The sequence below is a fragment of the Pseudomonas pharyngis genome, from assembly GCF_021602345.1.
Taxonomy (GTDB): domain Bacteria; phylum Pseudomonadota; class Gammaproteobacteria; order Pseudomonadales; family Pseudomonadaceae; genus Aquipseudomonas; species Aquipseudomonas pharyngis.
The window spans coordinates 592,031-607,309 of the sequence record NZ_BQID01000002.1 but is presented as its reverse complement, the minus strand read 5'-3'; the positions used below and the strand labels follow the sequence as shown (position 1 = coordinate 607,309).

Sequence of the window (15,279 nt, the reverse complement as noted above, 5' to 3'; positions counted from 1 at the left end):
ATGAACCACGTGAAATTTCCGGGCCAGCAGATCGGCGAGTTTACTATTACGGCCATCAGTGACGGATACCTTTGCGCAAGTCTAGATCTTCTCTCCAATATCGATCCTACGGAGGCGTCCAAATTGCAGCAGGACGCAGGCGTGAGCGATCCATCCTCGATCCACATCAACTGTTACCTGGTGCGTGGAATGGGCCGCACGATCCTCATCGATGCGGGGGCTGGTGGTTTCAAGCAGTGGGGCGGCAAGCTAAAGGCGAATCTCGTGCTTGCTGGCGTGCAACCCGCTGACATTGACACCATTCTTCTGACCCATGCACATCCCGACCATGTTGGGGGGCTGCTTGACTCTTCAGGGGAAGCAGCCTTTCCCGATGCAGAGCTAGTCGTCCACCAGCGTGAGGTTTCTTTCTGGGAGGACGATGGCAATCTCAGTCGAGCGAGTGAGCGTGCTCGTGGCAACTTTCTGTTTGCTCGGAAGGTGTTCGATCAGTATCGGGAGAAGACGCGCCTGTTTACTGATAGCGAAGTTCTCCCTGGCATTAGTGCGATGCCCCTTCTGGGGCATACCGCAGGACATTCCGGTTATCGTCTCGATTCCAATGGTCGTAGTCTGCTGGTTTGGGGGGATATCGTTCACTTCCCCCAAATCCAGATTGCTCGTCCCGACGTATCCATTGCGTTCGACCAAGATCCGCTTCTTTCCGCCGAAACACGATCCAAACTATTGAATGTTGTTAGCTCGGATAAGATTCTTATCGCTGGTATGCACCTTGGCGAACTCGGATTTGCACATGTCGAGCGGCTAGGCAAGAACTACAAAATTTCCTACGAAACTTAGCGGCTGTTCGAGATGCCTACGATGCGTCGGCTACGGCGAATGAGCTCATTGATCCCACGGCGCCTCCTGCCAGCGGTCGAACAGAAAATCGCTGAACGCCGTCAGCCGGCGCGGCACGGGTTCGCGCCGTGCCCGCACGATGCTGATCTTCGAGGGCGTGGCTTCCCATTCGGGCAACACGCGCACCAGCCTCCCGTCGCGCAGTTCCTCGTGAATATCCCAGGTCTCGCGCAGCGAGATACCCAACCCGGCCAGGCACCACGCATGTAGCACGTCGCCGTTGTCGCTGCACAGCGTACCGCTGACCGCGACAGGCTTCTCCCGGTGGCCCTTGCGCAGCGGCCAGGTGCTTTGCAGCAGGCCCGGATAGGCGAACACCAGGCAGTTGTGCCGTTCCAGTTCTTCCGGCTGCGCGGGACTGCCATGCGCTTTCAGATAGGCGGGAGACGCCGCCAGGATGCGCCGGTTGTCGGCCACACGCCGCGCCACCAAACGCGAATCGGCCAACTCGCCCATGCGGATCGCCAGGTCGAGGTCGCCGCTATACAGATCCTGCACTTGATCGGACAGGCGCAGGTCGAAACCGACCCTGGGATGCAGGCGGCAGAAATCGTGGATAGCCGGGGCCACGAACTTGCGCCCGAACGGCGTGGGCGCGGTCAAGCGGATGGTGCCGCTCAGTTCCTGGCTGCCGCCAGTCGCCAGTTCTTGCACTTCTTCCAGCACCGCCAAGGCAACCCGTGCGCGCTCGGCGATGGCGCGGCCTTCGCTGGTGATGCGCAAGTTACGGGTGTTGCGCTCGAACAGTGTGGTGCCCAACGCCTGTTCCAGCCGGGCGATCTGCTTGCTGACCGTCTTAGGCGCGAGGTGCAGGTCGCGTGCGGCGGCGGAAAAGCTATGGCGCTCCACAACATGCACGAACACCGCTAGGTCATCAAGATTGCGCAGGGCCATTTGGGTCGTTCCGGGGAAAGTGTTTGTAGATTTTGGTCGTTTAAAGGATATACCGAATTCACCAGAATGAGGATCCCAACTTCCCACATTGCAACGCGCATGCCTCCGTTGGAGGTGTCCGGCGGTGTGCTCGATTCGCTTGCAGGAGCTTCTGATGACCCAACGTGTTCTTTTCGTCCTGACCAGCCACGACCGCAAGGGACCGGCCGGCGCCGCCGATGCCGCGCCCAGCGGTTTCTATCTGTCCGAGGTCACGCATCCGCATCGGGTGCTGGCAGACGCCGGTCATGCGGTCGATTTCGTCAGCCCCAAGGGCGGCAAGACGCACGTCGATGGACTCGATCTGGACGATCCGATCAATGTCGCGTTCTGGAACGATGCGACGCTAAGAAGCGCCATCGAGAACACCATGGCACCCACGCAGGTCGGTCCCGATGCCTACGCCGCGATCTTCTACGCCGGCGGCCACGCGACGATGTGGGACTTCCCGGACAACGCCGAACTGGCGGCCATTGCGGCGTTCATCTACGAGCGTGGCGGCGTGGTCGCGGCGGTGTGCCACGGGCCGGCCGGGCTGGTAAACCTCAAGTTGTCCGATGGCGGCTATCTGGTAACGGGTAAGGACGTGTCGGCCTTCACCAACGAGGAGGAGCGTGCGGTCGGCCTGTACGACACGGTGCCCTTCCTGCTGGCCGATGCTTTGCAGGAGCGTGGCGCCCGGCATGTGCCTGCGGCGAATTTCCAGGTGCAGGTAGTGGCGAGCGAGCGCCTGGTGACGGGGCAGAACCCGGCCTCGGCCAAGGGCGTCGCGGAAGCGATGCTGCCCCTATTAGCGGTGATAGCCGAGAAGCGAGGCTGAACCATGAATCCACGTATGCCTTTCGTCATCTACGTCTTCGCGCTTTGCGCGTTCGCCCTGGGCTTTACCGAGTTCGTCACCATCGGCCTGGTGTCCACTATTTCCGCTGATCTGCATGTCAGCGTCAGCCAGGTTGGCGCGGCGGTTACGGCCTACGCGCTGGGTGCGGTGATTGGTGCGCCAGGCCTGACCGCGCTGGCAACCCGCTGGCCGCGCAAGCGGCTGCTGCTGGTGGCGATGGGTCTGTTCACGTTGGGCAACGCTGTAGTCAGTCTGTCCGATGCACTGACACCCATGTTGGTGGCCCGCTTCGCCTCCGGCCTGGGACATGGGGTATTTCTCGCCGTAGCATCCAGCGTGGCAACCCAATTGGCGGGCCGACATCGCGCCGGTGCGGCGGTGGCCGTGGTGTTCGGCGGCCTGACGCTGGCACTGGCGCTGGGCGTACCGCTCGGCACCTACCTGGGCAGCGTGTTGAGCTGGCAGGTCATCTTCATGGCAGTGGCCGCAAGTGGTGCCATTGGATTCGTCGGCCTGCTAGCCCTGATGCCGACAGATCTCAACGATGCCTCGGCGCAGGCCAATGCGATGGATGGCCTGAAAGCCATGTTCAATCCGCGTCTGCTGGCCGGAGCCGGTATCACCGTGTTGGCGTATGCGGGATCTTTCGCGCTCTACACCTACATTTCGCCGATCCTGCTGCAAGTGACGGACGTGAGTGAAAGCATGGCGAGCCTTTTGATGCTGGGCTACGGCGTGATGGCCGCCATTGGCAATGTGTGGGGCGGGCGGCTCACCGACCGCAAGGGTGCCGACTTTGCGGTGATGACTGTGCTCGTCGGCCTGGCCGTCGTGCTGTTGGCGATATGGGAATCGGCACCATCGTTGCCGTTGATGGTGTTGCTGACGGGCCTGCTGGGTGCGCTGACCTATGCGGCGGTGCCAGCCTTGCAGGCGCGGGTGATCGGGTTGTCGCACATCCACGCGCCGCAGGCGCCAGCGGTGGCGGCTGGGCTGAACATCGCCGGCTTCAATGGCGGCATCGCGTTGGGTTCGCTGCTAGGCGGGGCCAGCCTGGAAGCGATGGGTCTGACCAGCACGGCCTGGGTCGGTGCGGTTGCCGTGGGCCTGGGGATCGTCTGGATGCTCTGGCAGATGCGGCGTCCCACGTTCCTGGGCGCAAGAACTCATAGATAGGTGAACGATGGATCTTCGGCATCTTCGCTGCTTCCTGGCCGGAGCCGAAGAATTCCACTTCGCCCGTGCGGCGGAGCAACTGCACATTGAGCAATCGCCGCTGTCTCGGGCCATCAAAGAGCTCTAAGAAGAACTGGGCGTGGTGCTGTTCGCACGCACAACACGCAGCACACGCCTGACGCGTGCGGGCAAGCTTTTTATTGAGCATGTGCCGCGTGTCTTCTCTGTCTTGCAGCAAGCCAGTGACAGCGTGAAGGCCTCAGCCAACGGCTTCCATAGTCGATCGCGCATTGCCCTGTCCGACGGCATCACGCCCTCGCGACTTCCGGCTTTGCTGGCGCTTTGTCGGCAGGAAGAACCCGAGGTCGAAATCCGCTTCTTCGAGGTGCCGCTGTCGCAGCAGATCAAAGGGCTGCACGGCGACCTGTACGATGCGGGCTTTGCACGTGCCGATGAAGTCGGCAAGCCGCGTGCAGGTCGTGTGGAACCGCATCATCCTGCCGGACACGTCTTCACTCACGCGGGACAAACTAGCCGGTTCCGATCCGGCCGGCTATGCCGGCCTGGAGGATGGCGTCGATTGGCACTGGGGACGCATCCTAGCGGGTGCCGCGCTGTCCACCATATTGGGCGTAGGCTCCGAGCTGGCAGTCTCGAAACAAGGCAATGTCAATGGCAATACCGTCATCGCGTTCTGGGATAGCGCGCAGGACACGGCCAATCAGGTTGGCCAGGAGTTCGCACGCCGCAACCTCAACATCCAGCCGACGCTGACCGAGCGGTCCGGCCTGCCGGTAAGCATCATCGTCAATCGGGATCTGGTGATTCGACCGTATCAGCCGTTGTTCTTCTACCGTGTGACTTCACAATGAGCACGCCCAAGAAGCTGCGGCTGGGGCCATTGCCGAAAACCGAGAACATCAAGCTTACGTTCGGATGTCCGGTCACGCTCAAGGCCGACCTCGACCGCTATGCCGCGCTGCACGCGTAGACCTACGGCGAAGCGGTCGATGCCACGGTGGCCAGCTCCGAAACCGCGCTGACGAAGCCTGTTACTACTATCGGTCACCGCATGGCGAACGCGCGGCTCAAGGGCTGCGCGTTTAATTTCTGCGGCAAGGAGAGGATGAGATAATCCTTGAACGGTTGCCTTATCGCTCGCCATGGCGTGATGAGGCTTGCTGCCGCGATGCTCTTATGGACTCCTAGGCCATAGAGTTGGAACTCCTGAAAAAAACCTCAATCCGGTCTAACCGTTGCCCTGTATAGGCTTCTGATGCGATCTGCATTCAATCAGAACGCTTCATACAGGCCATATTTTAATGGCCGGAATACGGTGGCAGTCAGTGGAATTAAGAAATGAAAAAATGAAGAGGGGGCCTGGTGGGGCGCCAGGCGAGGAAGAGAAAAGCCACCTTAGGCGGTCTGACGCAGTCGACAAGCTCCTCGCAAAACTTGATTTAACTGCGCCCTGATTCGCCAACCAACCCTTGTCGTGGCCTGGGTCGGAACATGCTGGCACGCATCCGCGCACAAAGGGTGCCCAGTGTTTCCCCGGTGGGCTCCGGGACTGAATATGATCGCCGTGGCGGATGACCGCTGTTGCCTGGCAGAGGCGACAGTGGTCATCCGCCACCACTATCAGGTCGAGCACAAAGCGGGAATGGAATTCCGCAGAAGAGAAGGCTCCGAACTCAGGGAGTCCGACCGAACTACCCGGAGCGAATCGGTCTTGGGTCGCCGTAAGCGATGATCCTGACGTACTACAGCAGAGCGGGTGTGACGAAGTCAAGCCAGTGGGTAAAGAGGTTATTTGCTACTGAGATGAGCGGCCAACTGTTCGACGGTCGTCAGGATAAAGGCACGGTCGCTTTCTTGAAGGCCGCTCAGCAGACCCGCGATCATCTGGCCCTGGTCGTTGGGGCGACTGCTCGACTCCGTTAGCAGTTCATCCATCCGGCAGTCGAAGATGTCCGCCAGTTGCATCAGTTTGACCACGGAAAGCTCAACCACGCCCCGCTCAAGGCGCGAAATGGCTTCGCTGCCGATCCCCAGCCGTTCAGCCACCTCTTCCTGGGTCAGATTACGCTGAGTGCGGTGTTTCGCGATCATGCGCCCGATTTGGGCTTGGGTTGGATGTTTATGTGCCAAGTGATCAGTTCTCCAATTCAACCCGAATGGTTGAGCAAAGACCCGTTGACATGAACATCCTTAGAGGTTGAGTATCGACTTATATGGTTGCTATATTGACTGAAATAGCTGTTTGTCGCGACGTGACGTCTGTTCCTCCAGGAACAGAGCCCGTAGTGACCAGTGAGACTGAGCGGTTCGATAGGACCAAATGGAGGAAAGGTTGAGCATGGATGAGCAGCGCGAGAACGTCATGGACCTGATCTGGGATCGAACACTGGAGCTGTTCATCAAAATCCATGACTGCCCTGATAACCCCGAACACCGCAACAGCCTTGTTCATTGGCTTAACGAAGATCCTGCTCACCTGAAAGCGTTCAACGAACTGGGGCAGATATGGATAGCGACAGGCATCGCCTTGGCCCGTGAAATCGGACGACCGCTAAGCGACTTGGAGAAGGATCAGCCGCCATTGATGATGCACTGACTCATCACCCCAAGATTCATGTGGACACCAATGGCGCCTCATGGACGAGGCGTCCCTTTGCTGATTGGCACGGTGCCTTTGCAGTCGGGGTAGTGGGAGCATGACCAGAACGGCCCTGATTTTCCCTTTCGCCTGAGCGTTGAGGCATTGCAATTGGGGCAAGCCGGCCCGGCTTCGACCGGTACCGACAAGGTGAGCGCTCCGCAGTTTGCGATCAGCTGCGTAATCCAATGCGCCTGCTTGGCAACGAATGCATCCAAGCTCAGACGTCCTGCTTCGATTTCATCCAGAGCTTGCTCCCAGATCGCTGTCATACCCGGATCGGCGACTGCCGCGGGTACCGCTTCGATCAGGGTATGGGCCGCTGCGGAGGCCGTTAATGCACGTTTTTTCTTCAGCAAGTAACCGCGATCAATCAACCCTTTGATGATGCCAGCTCGTGTGGCTTCGGTGCCGATACCGGTGGTGTCCCGAAGTTTCTGTTTAAGGCGCGGATCGTTGACCAACTTGGCGACGTTTTTCATCGCCTTGACTAGATCGCCCTCGGTGAGCGGTTTGGGCGCAGCGGTGCGCATGGACTTGAGTTCGACGTCGTCCACTTCGCATTGCATACCCTGTTGTAGGGCGGGCAACCTCTGGGATTTTCGACTGGGTTCATCGTCTTCGGCGTTGTCGGAGAGTAAACCTTTCCAGCCATGGACGATGATCTGTTTGCCAACAGCAGTCAAACGCTCGGCGCCGCACTCCAGTTCGACCTCGGTTCGATCAAACTCGTGATGCGGTAGGAATTGCGCGAGGTAGTGACTACGAATCAGTTCGTAGACTTGGCGTTCTTGTTCGGACATCCGCGCCAGGTTCGCCGGCTCGGTGGTGGGGATGATGGCGTGGTGCGCGGTGACCTTGGAATCGTTCCACACGCGGGAGTGCAGTGATCGATCGAGTCTTCCGAATGTGGGCTGCAGCGCCGGATCCGTTTTGAGCAGGGCATCGAATACCGCGGGAACCTCGTTGAACAGACTATCCGGCAAATAGCGGCAATCACTGCGCGGATAGGTGGTGGCTTTGTAGGTTTCATACAGGGCTTGGGCGATGTTCAGGGTTTCCTGAGCGCCGAGTCCCAGTTTGCGCGAGCAGACTTCTTGCAGTGTGCTTAGGTCGAAGGGCAGGGGCGGAGGTTCTCGGAAACGCTCAGTCTGCAGCGAGAGCACTGTGGCGGTCATACTGCTAGAAATCTCTTGGGCCGCCTGAGTGACCAGCGCTTGTTGCAGGCAACGACCTGCCTCGTCCTGCCCTGAGCTGGGTGGTAACCACGACGTGATGAATGGTTGCCCCATTGAGGACAGGTGCACCTCCACTTCCCAGTAGGGCACCGAGACGAAGCTGGCAATCGCACGATCCCGATCGACTACCAAACGTAAAGTGGGTGTCTGGACGCGTCCAACCGACAATACACCGTCGTAGCCCGCCCGCCGACCAAGAAGGGTAAACAAACGACTCAGGTTCATGCCGATCAGCCAGTCGGCTCGGCTGCGGGCGAGGGCTGAGTGGTAAAGCAGGAAGGTCTCCTGACCAGACTTTAGTGAGGAAAGTGCGTTGCGAATCGACGCCTCATTGAGTGCGGACAACCAAAGACGTTGAACGGGACCTCGATACTTGCAGAGTTCTAGTAGCTCGCGGGCAATCATTTCACCTTCACGATCGGCGTCGGTCGCGATGACGACAGCAGAGGCTTCACTGAGCAGGCGCTTGATGACTTTGAACTGTGCCGCAGTCTTGGGTTTGACCTCGACCATCCACTGCGCGGGAATGATCGGTAGATGATCCAACGACCAACTCTTGAATTGCTCGCCATAGGCTTCAGGCGATGCTATCTCCAGCAGGTGGCCGATACACCACGTTACGGTTGTCTCTGTGCCAATCAGGCAACCATCACCACGCCGAGTGGCCCCGAGTACCTTGGCGATGTCCCGACCCTGGGAAGGTTTTTCGCAGAGGAAGAGGCGCATAGAACTGCTCCGTATTGAGGTCGGAGCAGCGTTGTCGGAAACATCAGTGGCGAGATATGAGAAACCTGAATGGCAGGTTCCTCATATTAGTCGGTGAGGGCAGTCTTGAATGGGGCGTGGCTACTACCATGTAGTCACGTGGACGACAGTGCTTCATGAGCAGCGAGTAATGACAGACCAGGAACTTCGCGCAAAGGCGCAATTTTTGTGCCTCAAGTCAGTCATGCCGATGGTGGCTGCCCTCTGCGCTTTTTGGACTTCGACGCAGGCGAGCTGGCCAGGTCTGTAGCCTGCCCGACGGGAGCCGCAGACGAAGCTGATTCACCTGAGCGCTCCCGCATGACCACGTTCTGCACGCGATGAGGCAGAATGCCGACACGACGCGCCTCGATCTTGAAGGTGACCCGCGCATTGTCTTCACTGTCCTCCCACTCGTCGCGTACGGTGCGGCCCTCTACCAACACGCGCATGCCTTTCTGGTACAGCGTGCTCCAGTGTTCGGCGTCGCGGTGCCAGAGCTCGACCGGCGCCCAATAGCCGCCTCGATCTTCGTAGCTGCCATCGCGTGGCACGGGGTTGTCGAAGTACACATTCAGGCGCAGCAGACGCCGTGGCTCGTCATTGCCTGACGGGAATTCCTGGAACTCTGGCGCACTGCCGATGTTGCCTTCGCCGACGAAAAAAGTACTCATCGTGATATCTCCGCTGCTGGTGTGGACTGGCGCAGCAGCCGTTCGGCGCTGGCCATTTTGATCGCGCAGGTTGAAGCCTGACGGTAGAGCGAATGCACCACGCTCATCTGCAAGTTCAGTGCAATGCGTTCGCATTCGAAACGGTGCAATCCCTCGCGTACGGTTGGCGGCAAGGCCTTGCTGGAGACCTGGCGTTCCCAGACCGCAACGCCCATACGGGCAAAATCGCGGGTGCGCCATCGCAAAAAGGTGCTCCGCGCACTGGTGTTCTGCAGCACCAATCGAATATCCAGCAACGAGTAAGGCGGTTGCCCGGCCTGCTGCGCCACAGCCTCCATCAGAAGACGTAACTGCGCCTCAGTTGCCCTCGCCACCTGCGCCAGGTATTCCAGTTCCCCCTTACCCTTAAAAGGTTTCAAAAGGCCTTTTAGGGAAGCAGCGTGTTCGAGCTGTCGATAGGCATCCGGTGTTAGTGTTTCGAGGGGCATTGGTTGAGTCGCGATCAGGGGGGGCATACTTCGTCCTCTCGATCATCCACTGCCGCAGACGGCTCTAACGCGTCCTCTGCCAACGCGTCGGCGTCATCCACTGCCACAGCGCCCCGACGAATGATGGGTGGCGCGAACTGAGAGCGGCGATGCCCTTCAAGGATGTCCATAGGGGGGAGTCCAAACTTCTCCATAGCCGCCAGAGCACGGGCGTTGTTCGCAGCCATGTCATCACGGGTGATGCCAGCATGCCGATAGCGCTGCGCCTGACCGAACAAACTGCGCAGCAGGTGGGCGCCGTCGTCGATCCAGGCTTCCATGTCTCGGCGACCGATCAGGGCGGTGTGATGTGCCAACAGTGTATGCCGCACCAGCGTGTCGTAGTCAGTCAGCAGGTAGACGGCGAGAAATCCCAGTTGGCTGCCGATGTACAAGGGTAAGGTGACGGGGTGGATATTGAGGTTATCGCTCATGTCGATCTGCGTCGGCAGCTCCTGTCTGATCCGGTCCAACTGCTGGGTCAGTTCCAGCATCCCAGCCTTGGCCTGCATCAATTTTTCTTCGAGCTGCACGATCGCCCAGTCGGCATAAGGATCGTCCTGCGCTGCGGCTTGTTTGATCAGGTTTGTGACGCTGATGTAGCCCGCCATACCCATAATCGGGTGGACTCCTTTGCGTGCGGTCCGGCCCTGCCAGATCCGGGCGGCGTGGTGCGTGTGCAGCGTCAGCGTGATGCTACTGCGCAATGAACCCAGGTTGAGCTGATAGTGATCGGCCACGTTGTAGTCCTCGCATAGGCTTGCACGGAGACGTTGCGATATATGAAGGTCAAGGACAGCTGAAAAGCTGAATGCGGTGTGTTCGGTTTGGTTTGAGATGGTTGAATTTCGAGACGCTCGTCAGTGATGCCAGTGGCATCAAATCTACTGACGTCCAGGGGGTTTGCTACGCAGCTGGCGTAGTTCATCCAGGCACGCTTGGGCGAGGGCAGAGGCGGGTTCGCCCTTTTTCCTAAGTTGGCGCGGGGGAGAGGGGGGCGGCTCTGTCATGGGTAACGATTCAGCCTGACCTGCCCAAGGGCGGAAATCGCCTTTCAGCGCCCGCTGGATCAGGCCCATCAGATACGCCGCGGGTTTGCGGACGCTTCCTGCCGCACATCGCGCGCCCGCTTCGTTGAGCACCGCCTGCCGATCTGCTGGTTTCAGCTTGTTCAGCGTCACGGTGACGGCCTGCCGCTCGCTCGGACTTAGGTGCAGCGGATCAGGCCAGTGCAGGTTATCCACCGCCGGGGTCGCGCGCGGTATCGTACAAATACTTTCTTTTAATACAGTACAGGCGGCATTCGCATTCCGAACGCTGCCGGAAACATGGGCGTTCAGACCCGGTTCGGATTCCGAACTAGGCCCTGCACGATTCCGAACGCGGTGGGCGCCACCCAGTTCGGAATCGTGTAACGCTTCATCGGGTGCGAGATCCAATCCTTGCTGTGTCCACTGGTCGCTCCAACTGTCGAGCCGGGAGGGGAGTCGATCCAAATCGATATCGGTGTCCTGATGAATTTCTTCCAAAACATGCCGAGCGACAATTCGCACCGCCTTGGTCGCGTGAGAGAGGGCATGTCCGACCAGCTCCAGATAATCCTGATCCAGCTCCATGGCTTCGGCGGGCGTTAACGGTTCATCGTGCAGGACGTACAGAGAACCTTGTAAGCGCCCGCTGAGATGATCGCGGCCACGACTCACCAAACTGAGCCAGCGGGTCAGCCTGAGCATCGTCAAGACGCGAGCGATGGTTTCACGGGAGGCTGACGCACCGTAGGGTACGCTCGACAGGTAAGGTTGCAGATCTTCATAGCGCGGTGTGACCACACCCTGGCCTTGCAGCATGAGTCTAAATACTTGCCATGCATTACGCTCCAATGGCGTCAGCCGACAATCCAGCAGCAAGCGACGCGGCACGACTTCGTGTGATTGGCCACTGAACAGGAAGCCTGCTTGCAGGGCCTGGTTGGAAGGATGTTCAGTGCTGGGGCGTGCGGGCCAACGTTCACTTAGTTGTTGGGTGCATTGCTGCAGGACACGCTGCCAGCGACTGGAAGGGGCAGTGTTCATGTTCCGTTGCTGTAATGGTCGATCTGCTGCCAAACGATGGTCAAGCTGATCTGTTGCTCCTCCGCCAACATCATCATGGCGTCGAGCTGATTCTCAGCACCGTCTTGATCGCGTAGCTGGCACCAACGCTGCCAGAGCGCATGTTCCTGCGCTTCGCTCAAGTTCTGGGGGCGGCCCTTACGGGTTTCTATTTTGAGCAGACGTCGGCGCAGGGCGGTTTCCGAATGCGCCAAGCCGAAGCACTGATACATGATGGTACTGCTAGCACCGAGCTTTAGCGCTCGGTTGATTAAACGCTCGTTATGTTCGTCGCGTTCGGCCTGGTCGATCAACCGATGCAACACCGGCGAATCAATCTTGACCTCAACCCAGGGGACGGTGGCATGGGCCAGGCGTGACAGGGTGGTCGGCGGTAATGATTGCAACAGGTAGATGTCCTCTTCACCCAGTCCGAGTGCTTTGCAGCGTTGCAGATTACCCAGGCGCAACTCGTGAAGGACCTGGGTTAGCATGGCCTGGTTGAGCACATTGAAGGACAGGTTCATGGCAGCTCCCTTGGTGAATCGTCTTCATGGGTAAGCGTTAAGTCGATCAGGCGCCGGGATAAGCGAATGAGGCGATACAGTTTTATTAGCAGACCGTCCGGCAGTCGCTCCAGCCCTACGTCCACGGCGGGACGATCTGTCAGCGGAAGTTGATAGACCCCCAACAACAGCTGCCCGAACAGAGCTGAGGGCAATTGCTTGCGATCCTCCCAGTTTACTTCGTCTTGGGCACGCAGCAGGGCCAAGAGCAACAGGTGAACGCCGGCCGCACGAGGGGCTGCAAGATCAAGCTGCTCGATGCTGAGGGCGAAACCCAGGCCGTGCTTTTGGTCGATGATGCTCTCGGGATGTCCGGCATAGGCCGCCATTTCCCGAGCCAAGCCGGCAATGGCTAAACGCAGTTGTTCGGGGGTATCCAGTGTTGGTGCGATGATCCAGATGTCGTCGATCGGGCAGATTGCGACGGTTGGTTCTGGTTTGGGGGCAGTGTCGCGTTCAATCTGTTCGCGGATCTGCTGGACACGTGACGGAGAGCTGACTGCTGATACGACATTCGTTACGGGCAGCGTGAGCTGTTCCTCTCGCTCTGTTTCGGTCTGCGTCCAGGTTTGAGCTGATTTGGGATGCGGCCCGGGTGGAGGAGGCTCGGCCGCGGGCTCATCAACGCTCGGCAGAAGGTTGTTCTGCGGGGGCGTGATGACTACGCCCGGCGTCTGCATAACCCGTTGGGTATCGCCCAGCTCCAGGGCCAACATGCGGTAGGACTGTCCGAGTAAGCGACTCATGCGTTCGAGCAGTTCATCTTGGATTTGCTCAAGGTCGAAGGACTCTGGGTCGGCATCGAATTGCCCTAGGGTGTCGAGCCAAAACTCGGGAAAAGCGATGGCGTCGGTTGGATAACGATTCCAGGTTCGTTCAGCCTGGCTACGCAGACCAATTAGGCGTTCAATTTTTGGTTTTCCCAACCCGGCATACAGGGTTTGTGGAATGGCGGGCAGTAAATGTTCAAGGGTGTCCAGCATCCGGCTGATGTGCGACTGCGAAATTGGATAGCCTCCAGCGGCAAGACGTCGTGCCAGCTCACGTTGCGAGAGTGTTGCGCCATCTGATTCAAGCATGGTCTTGAGTTTGGTCACTGCCAGAGCACGCTCGATAAAAGTGAGCTGGCCATGCAGATCGCTTTCAGCAAGATGGCCGAGTAAGGCGCTGATTTCATTGGTCCAGGGTCGGAACAGGCAATTGATGCGGAAGAAACGCTCGTCGCGGGTTTCCTGCCACAGCTCGCCGAGAATCGCCAAGCGCGTATTACCACCGTTGCGGATGATGAAAGAGGTTTCACCCGGGCGGCGGGTAATCGGTGGAGGTTGATCCAGCCCGCGTTCACGGATTGATGCCTTGATATCGTCATAAAGCGGATTACGGATGAAGCGTGGGTTGTGTTCGTAGGGGCGTAACTGTTCCAGAGTGACCAGCATGGGAGTGTCGATAACTGGATCGGACAGGCGCTCCAGTCCTGGACCTCGCGTGAAGGGGCCCCGGTGCAGCTTGTCGGTGATTTCCTCCTGACTGAGCTTCTTCATCTGAACCGCCTCGATTAACGCCGGTTACGCAAATGGTCACCGACCTCGAACTTCACGATTTCGGCAGTTCCTGAACCTTCGAAATGTTGGGAGAGTTCTGCGAGGAACCACACCATGGCCGAGCGCCCCCCTTGCAAACGAAAAACCACAGTGCAGTATTCCTCGCAAGCCGCGTCGTTTGGTCGAATGAAAGGCTGAACAACGATAGGAAACTGATCCGACATTAGAAACTCCTTACCAAGCCTGATGGCTTCAAGGTCGATCAAACAAGAAATTGGTGAAAAAGCTGATTGGGCGATTTGTTTTATCGAAGCTCCGCACACCTCGTTACCGATGAGATCGCTTCGCGCCATTCCGGGAATAATTCGATGGCCAGCGCTTGCATGATTTCTAGCGCTGACTGCGAGCGTCGGCGTTTACTCGACGGGCGTGCATCTACTCGGTGGACCGGTAAGCCGAGGGAGGCGGCATTGAGATACGCCACTCGGTCAGGGATTACGGTGTCTAGAACCGAGATATTGGTAGCCTCTGCGAAAGTCTCGCGCAGGCTCCGGATGATCATCTGGGTGTCCAGTCGATTGAGGTTCACTTGGTTCAGTAAGAGCCGTAAGGGCGGCGGGTCGATACCTAGATGGCGAAACGGTTCGAGCTCACTCAGTAGCTTCAAGGTGCCCCGACGCATTTCGCGGGCAGCGAGCATTTCCGGCGTGATGGGAGAGAGGGCGAGATTGGAGGCCAGGATGGCCATTTCCAGCAGTACACTGCGTGCTCCCTGAGTATCAATCAAAAGCAAGTCATAATTGAGATGCAAATCGTTGAGCAAGTTGTGCAGGCGTAGTCGCCCATCAGGTGCATGCAGCAACAACGTGCTCAGTCGACCTTGATCGTCGTTGGAGAAAATCAGGTCGAGACCGACGACTGCAGTCCTAGAAATTATTCGCTCAGGTATTGTTAGATTGAGTGCAATGAGCTCGTACGCACCTGCCTGCGCTTTCTGGCTCAATGAATAATAACTGGACAGGGTGGGTTGGCTATCCAGATCCAAGAGCAGAACACGCAGGCCAGCATCAGCCAACAGACCACCGAGATTGACCGCTACTGTGGTTTTGCCTACCCCACCCTTGGTGGAAACCACCGAGACTACGTGCATCACCCTCACTCCTGTCGCGAAAGGCGTTCTGCAATCCAACGCTCGATTTCCAGTGAGTCCCAGCCAACTGCGCGCAGCCCTATGCGCTTGGCCTTCGGAAACTTGCCTTCCTTCATCAGGTTGTAAATGTGGGCACGTTTGAAGCCAGTTTTTAGCTCAACTTCATTACGTCGCATGATGTGGCGCGGAAGTGGAGATGTTTCAACGACGGGTTCAGATTGGCTGGACATGCTAGTCACT

Annotated in this window: 16 protein-coding genes and 3 pseudogenes; 7 read left to right on the top strand and 12 right to left on the bottom strand. The window is 58.5% G+C overall.

All coding sequences use genetic code 11. The annotated features are described in order from the left end of the window. The gene (locus L6D74_RS06295; RefSeq protein WP_236188266.1) at positions 1-840 is read left to right on the top strand and encodes an MBL fold metallo-hydrolase; all 840 of its coding nucleotides are present in this window, start codon (positions 1-3) and stop codon (positions 838-840) included. A gap of 45 nt (positions 841-885) precedes the next feature. Here L6D74_RS06295 and L6D74_RS06290 read toward each other — a convergent pair whose 3' ends face one another. Continuing rightward, positions 886-1,794, bottom strand: a complete 909-nt coding sequence (locus tag L6D74_RS06290; RefSeq protein WP_236188265.1) for a LysR family transcriptional regulator — start codon at positions 1,792-1,794, stop codon at positions 886-888. Positions 1,795-1,948: 154 nt separating this feature from the next. On the opposite strand from L6D74_RS06290, the gene L6D74_RS06285 reads away from it, so the two are divergent. The 5 genes and pseudogenes from L6D74_RS06285 to L6D74_RS06265 form a co-directional block, all read left to right on the top strand. Further along, the gene (locus L6D74_RS06285) at positions 1,949-2,653 is read left to right on the top strand and encodes a type 1 glutamine amidotransferase domain-containing protein (protein ID WP_236188263.1); all 705 of its coding nucleotides are present in this window, start codon (positions 1,949-1,951) and stop codon (positions 2,651-2,653) included. A 3-nt stretch (positions 2,654-2,656) separates the two neighbouring features. Beyond that, complete coding sequence (locus L6D74_RS06280; protein ID WP_236188262.1) at positions 2,657-3,850, top strand: MFS transporter; 1,194 nt, start codon at positions 2,657-2,659, stop codon at positions 3,848-3,850. A gap of 7 nt (positions 3,851-3,857) precedes the next feature. Then, positions 3,858-4,313 (top strand): annotated as a pseudogene (locus L6D74_RS29965) (LysR family transcriptional regulator); the annotation flags it as partial. Between the two features lies 1 nt (position 4,314). Beyond that, a pseudogene (locus tag L6D74_RS06270) lies at positions 4,315-4,722 on the top strand (TraB/TrbI/VirB10 family type IV secretion system protein); the annotation flags it as partial. After that, positions 4,719-4,838: pseudogene (locus L6D74_RS06265) on the top strand (DUF2274 domain-containing protein); the annotation flags it as partial. The pseudogenes L6D74_RS06270 and L6D74_RS06265, both read left to right, overlap by 4 nt. A gap of 821 nt (positions 4,839-5,659) precedes the next feature. Here the strand turns inward: L6D74_RS06265 and L6D74_RS06260 are convergent. After that, complete coding sequence (locus L6D74_RS06260) at positions 5,660-6,001, bottom strand: helix-turn-helix domain-containing protein (protein WP_027912505.1); 342 nt, start codon at positions 5,999-6,001, stop codon at positions 5,660-5,662. A gap of 208 nt (positions 6,002-6,209) precedes the next feature. On the opposite strand from L6D74_RS06260, the gene L6D74_RS06255 reads away from it, so the two are divergent. After that, a complete protein-coding gene (locus tag L6D74_RS06255; RefSeq protein ID WP_236184551.1) occupies positions 6,210-6,467 on the top strand; it encodes a hypothetical protein in 258 nt (85 codons plus the stop codon). Positions 6,468-6,505: 38 nt separating this feature from the next. Here the strand turns inward: L6D74_RS06255 and L6D74_RS06250 are convergent, their stop codons facing one another. The 10 genes from L6D74_RS06250 to L6D74_RS06205 all read right to left on the bottom strand — a co-directional run bounded on the left by L6D74_RS06250 (position 6,506) and on the right by L6D74_RS06205 (position 15,269). Then, positions 6,506-8,473: a DNA topoisomerase III gene (locus tag L6D74_RS06250; RefSeq protein ID WP_236188261.1), complete on the bottom strand. Its 1,968-nt coding sequence runs from the start codon at positions 8,471-8,473 to the stop codon at positions 6,506-6,508. Between the two features lie 221 nt (positions 8,474-8,694). Next, positions 8,695-9,165 carry a single-stranded DNA-binding protein gene (locus L6D74_RS06245; RefSeq protein ID WP_236188259.1) on the bottom strand — a complete coding sequence of 157 codons (471 nt, stop codon included), beginning with the start codon at positions 9,163-9,165 and terminating at the stop codon, positions 8,695-8,697. Beyond that, positions 9,162-9,680 carry a DUF3158 family protein gene (locus L6D74_RS06240; protein WP_236188258.1) on the bottom strand — a complete coding sequence of 173 codons (519 nt, stop codon included), beginning with the start codon at positions 9,678-9,680 and terminating at the stop codon, positions 9,162-9,164. Before L6D74_RS06240 ends, L6D74_RS06245 begins: the two co-directional genes overlap by 4 nt. Continuing rightward, positions 9,668-10,432 carry a PFL_4669 family integrating conjugative element protein gene (locus L6D74_RS06235; RefSeq protein WP_236188254.1) on the bottom strand — a complete coding sequence of 255 codons (765 nt, stop codon included), beginning with the start codon at positions 10,430-10,432 and terminating at the stop codon, positions 9,668-9,670. The genes L6D74_RS06240 and L6D74_RS06235 overlap by 13 nt, the downstream gene beginning before the upstream one ends. 144 nt (positions 10,433-10,576) lie before the next feature. Next, complete coding sequence (locus L6D74_RS06230) at positions 10,577-11,764, bottom strand: STY4528 family pathogenicity island replication protein (protein WP_236188249.1); 1,188 nt, start codon at positions 11,762-11,764, stop codon at positions 10,577-10,579. Continuing rightward, complete coding sequence (locus L6D74_RS06225) at positions 11,761-12,309, bottom strand: DUF2857 domain-containing protein (RefSeq protein WP_108538419.1); 549 nt, start codon at positions 12,307-12,309, stop codon at positions 11,761-11,763. The genes L6D74_RS06230 and L6D74_RS06225 overlap by 4 nt, the downstream gene beginning before the upstream one ends. Then, the gene (locus tag L6D74_RS06220; RefSeq protein ID WP_236188242.1) at positions 12,306-13,889 is read right to left on the bottom strand and encodes a ParB family protein; all 1,584 of its coding nucleotides are present in this window, start codon (positions 13,887-13,889) and stop codon (positions 12,306-12,308) included. Before L6D74_RS06220 ends, L6D74_RS06225 begins: the two co-directional genes overlap by 4 nt. A gap of 14 nt (positions 13,890-13,903) precedes the next feature. Continuing rightward, positions 13,904-14,113, bottom strand: coding sequence for a hypothetical protein (locus tag L6D74_RS06215; RefSeq protein WP_236184527.1), 210 nt, complete (start codon positions 14,111-14,113; stop codon positions 13,904-13,906). An 80-nt stretch (positions 14,114-14,193) separates the two neighbouring features. Continuing rightward, positions 14,194-15,039 (bottom strand): ParA family protein, encoded by an 846-nt coding sequence (locus tag L6D74_RS06210; protein ID WP_236188241.1) that lies wholly within the window; start codon positions 15,037-15,039, stop codon positions 14,194-14,196. Positions 15,040-15,044: 5 nt separating this feature from the next. After that, a complete protein-coding gene (locus L6D74_RS06205; RefSeq protein ID WP_108538423.1) occupies positions 15,045-15,269 on the bottom strand; it encodes an AlpA family phage regulatory protein in 225 nt (74 codons plus the stop codon). Positions 15,270-15,279: the final 10 nt, after the last annotated feature.

What these genes read in the sequence shown, in the direction of transcription:
- L6D74_RS06295 (WP_236188266.1), top strand. Translation starts at nt 1, where the DNA reads ATGAACCACGTGAAATTTCCGGGCCAGCAGATCGGCGAGTTTACTATT.
- L6D74_RS06290 (WP_236188265.1), bottom strand. Translation starts at nt 1,794, where the DNA reads ATGGCCCTGCGCAATCTTGATGACCTAGCGGTGTTCGTGCATGTTGTG.
- L6D74_RS06285 (WP_236188263.1), top strand. Translation starts at nt 1,949, where the DNA reads ATGACCCAACGTGTTCTTTTCGTCCTGACCAGCCACGACCGCAAGGGA.
- L6D74_RS06280 (WP_236188262.1), top strand. Translation starts at nt 2,657, where the DNA reads ATGAATCCACGTATGCCTTTCGTCATCTACGTCTTCGCGCTTTGCGCG.
- L6D74_RS06255 (WP_236184551.1), top strand. Translation starts at nt 6,210, where the DNA reads ATGGATGAGCAGCGCGAGAACGTCATGGACCTGATCTGGGATCGAACA.
- L6D74_RS06250 (WP_236188261.1), bottom strand. Translation starts at nt 8,473, where the DNA reads ATGCGCCTCTTCCTCTGCGAAAAACCTTCCCAGGGTCGGGACATCGCC.
- L6D74_RS06245 (WP_236188259.1), bottom strand. Translation starts at nt 9,165, where the DNA reads ATGAGTACTTTTTTCGTCGGCGAAGGCAACATCGGCAGTGCGCCAGAG.
- L6D74_RS06240 (WP_236188258.1), bottom strand. Translation starts at nt 9,680, where the DNA reads ATGCCCCCCCTGATCGCGACTCAACCAATGCCCCTCGAAACACTAACA.
- L6D74_RS06230 (WP_236188249.1), bottom strand. Translation starts at nt 11,764, where the DNA reads ATGAACACTGCCCCTTCCAGTCGCTGGCAGCGTGTCCTGCAGCAATGC.
- L6D74_RS06225 (WP_108538419.1), bottom strand. Translation starts at nt 12,309, where the DNA reads ATGAACCTGTCCTTCAATGTGCTCAACCAGGCCATGCTAACCCAGGTC.
- L6D74_RS06220 (WP_236188242.1), bottom strand. Translation starts at nt 13,889, where the DNA reads ATGAAGAAGCTCAGTCAGGAGGAAATCACCGACAAGCTGCACCGGGGC.
- L6D74_RS06215 (WP_236184527.1), bottom strand. Translation starts at nt 14,113, where the DNA reads ATGTCGGATCAGTTTCCTATCGTTGTTCAGCCTTTCATTCGACCAAAC.
- L6D74_RS06210 (WP_236188241.1), bottom strand. Translation starts at nt 15,039, where the DNA reads ATGCACGTAGTCTCGGTGGTTTCCACCAAGGGTGGGGTAGGCAAAACC.
- L6D74_RS06205 (WP_108538423.1), bottom strand. Translation starts at nt 15,269, where the DNA reads ATGTCCAGCCAATCTGAACCCGTCGTTGAAACATCTCCACTTCCGCGC.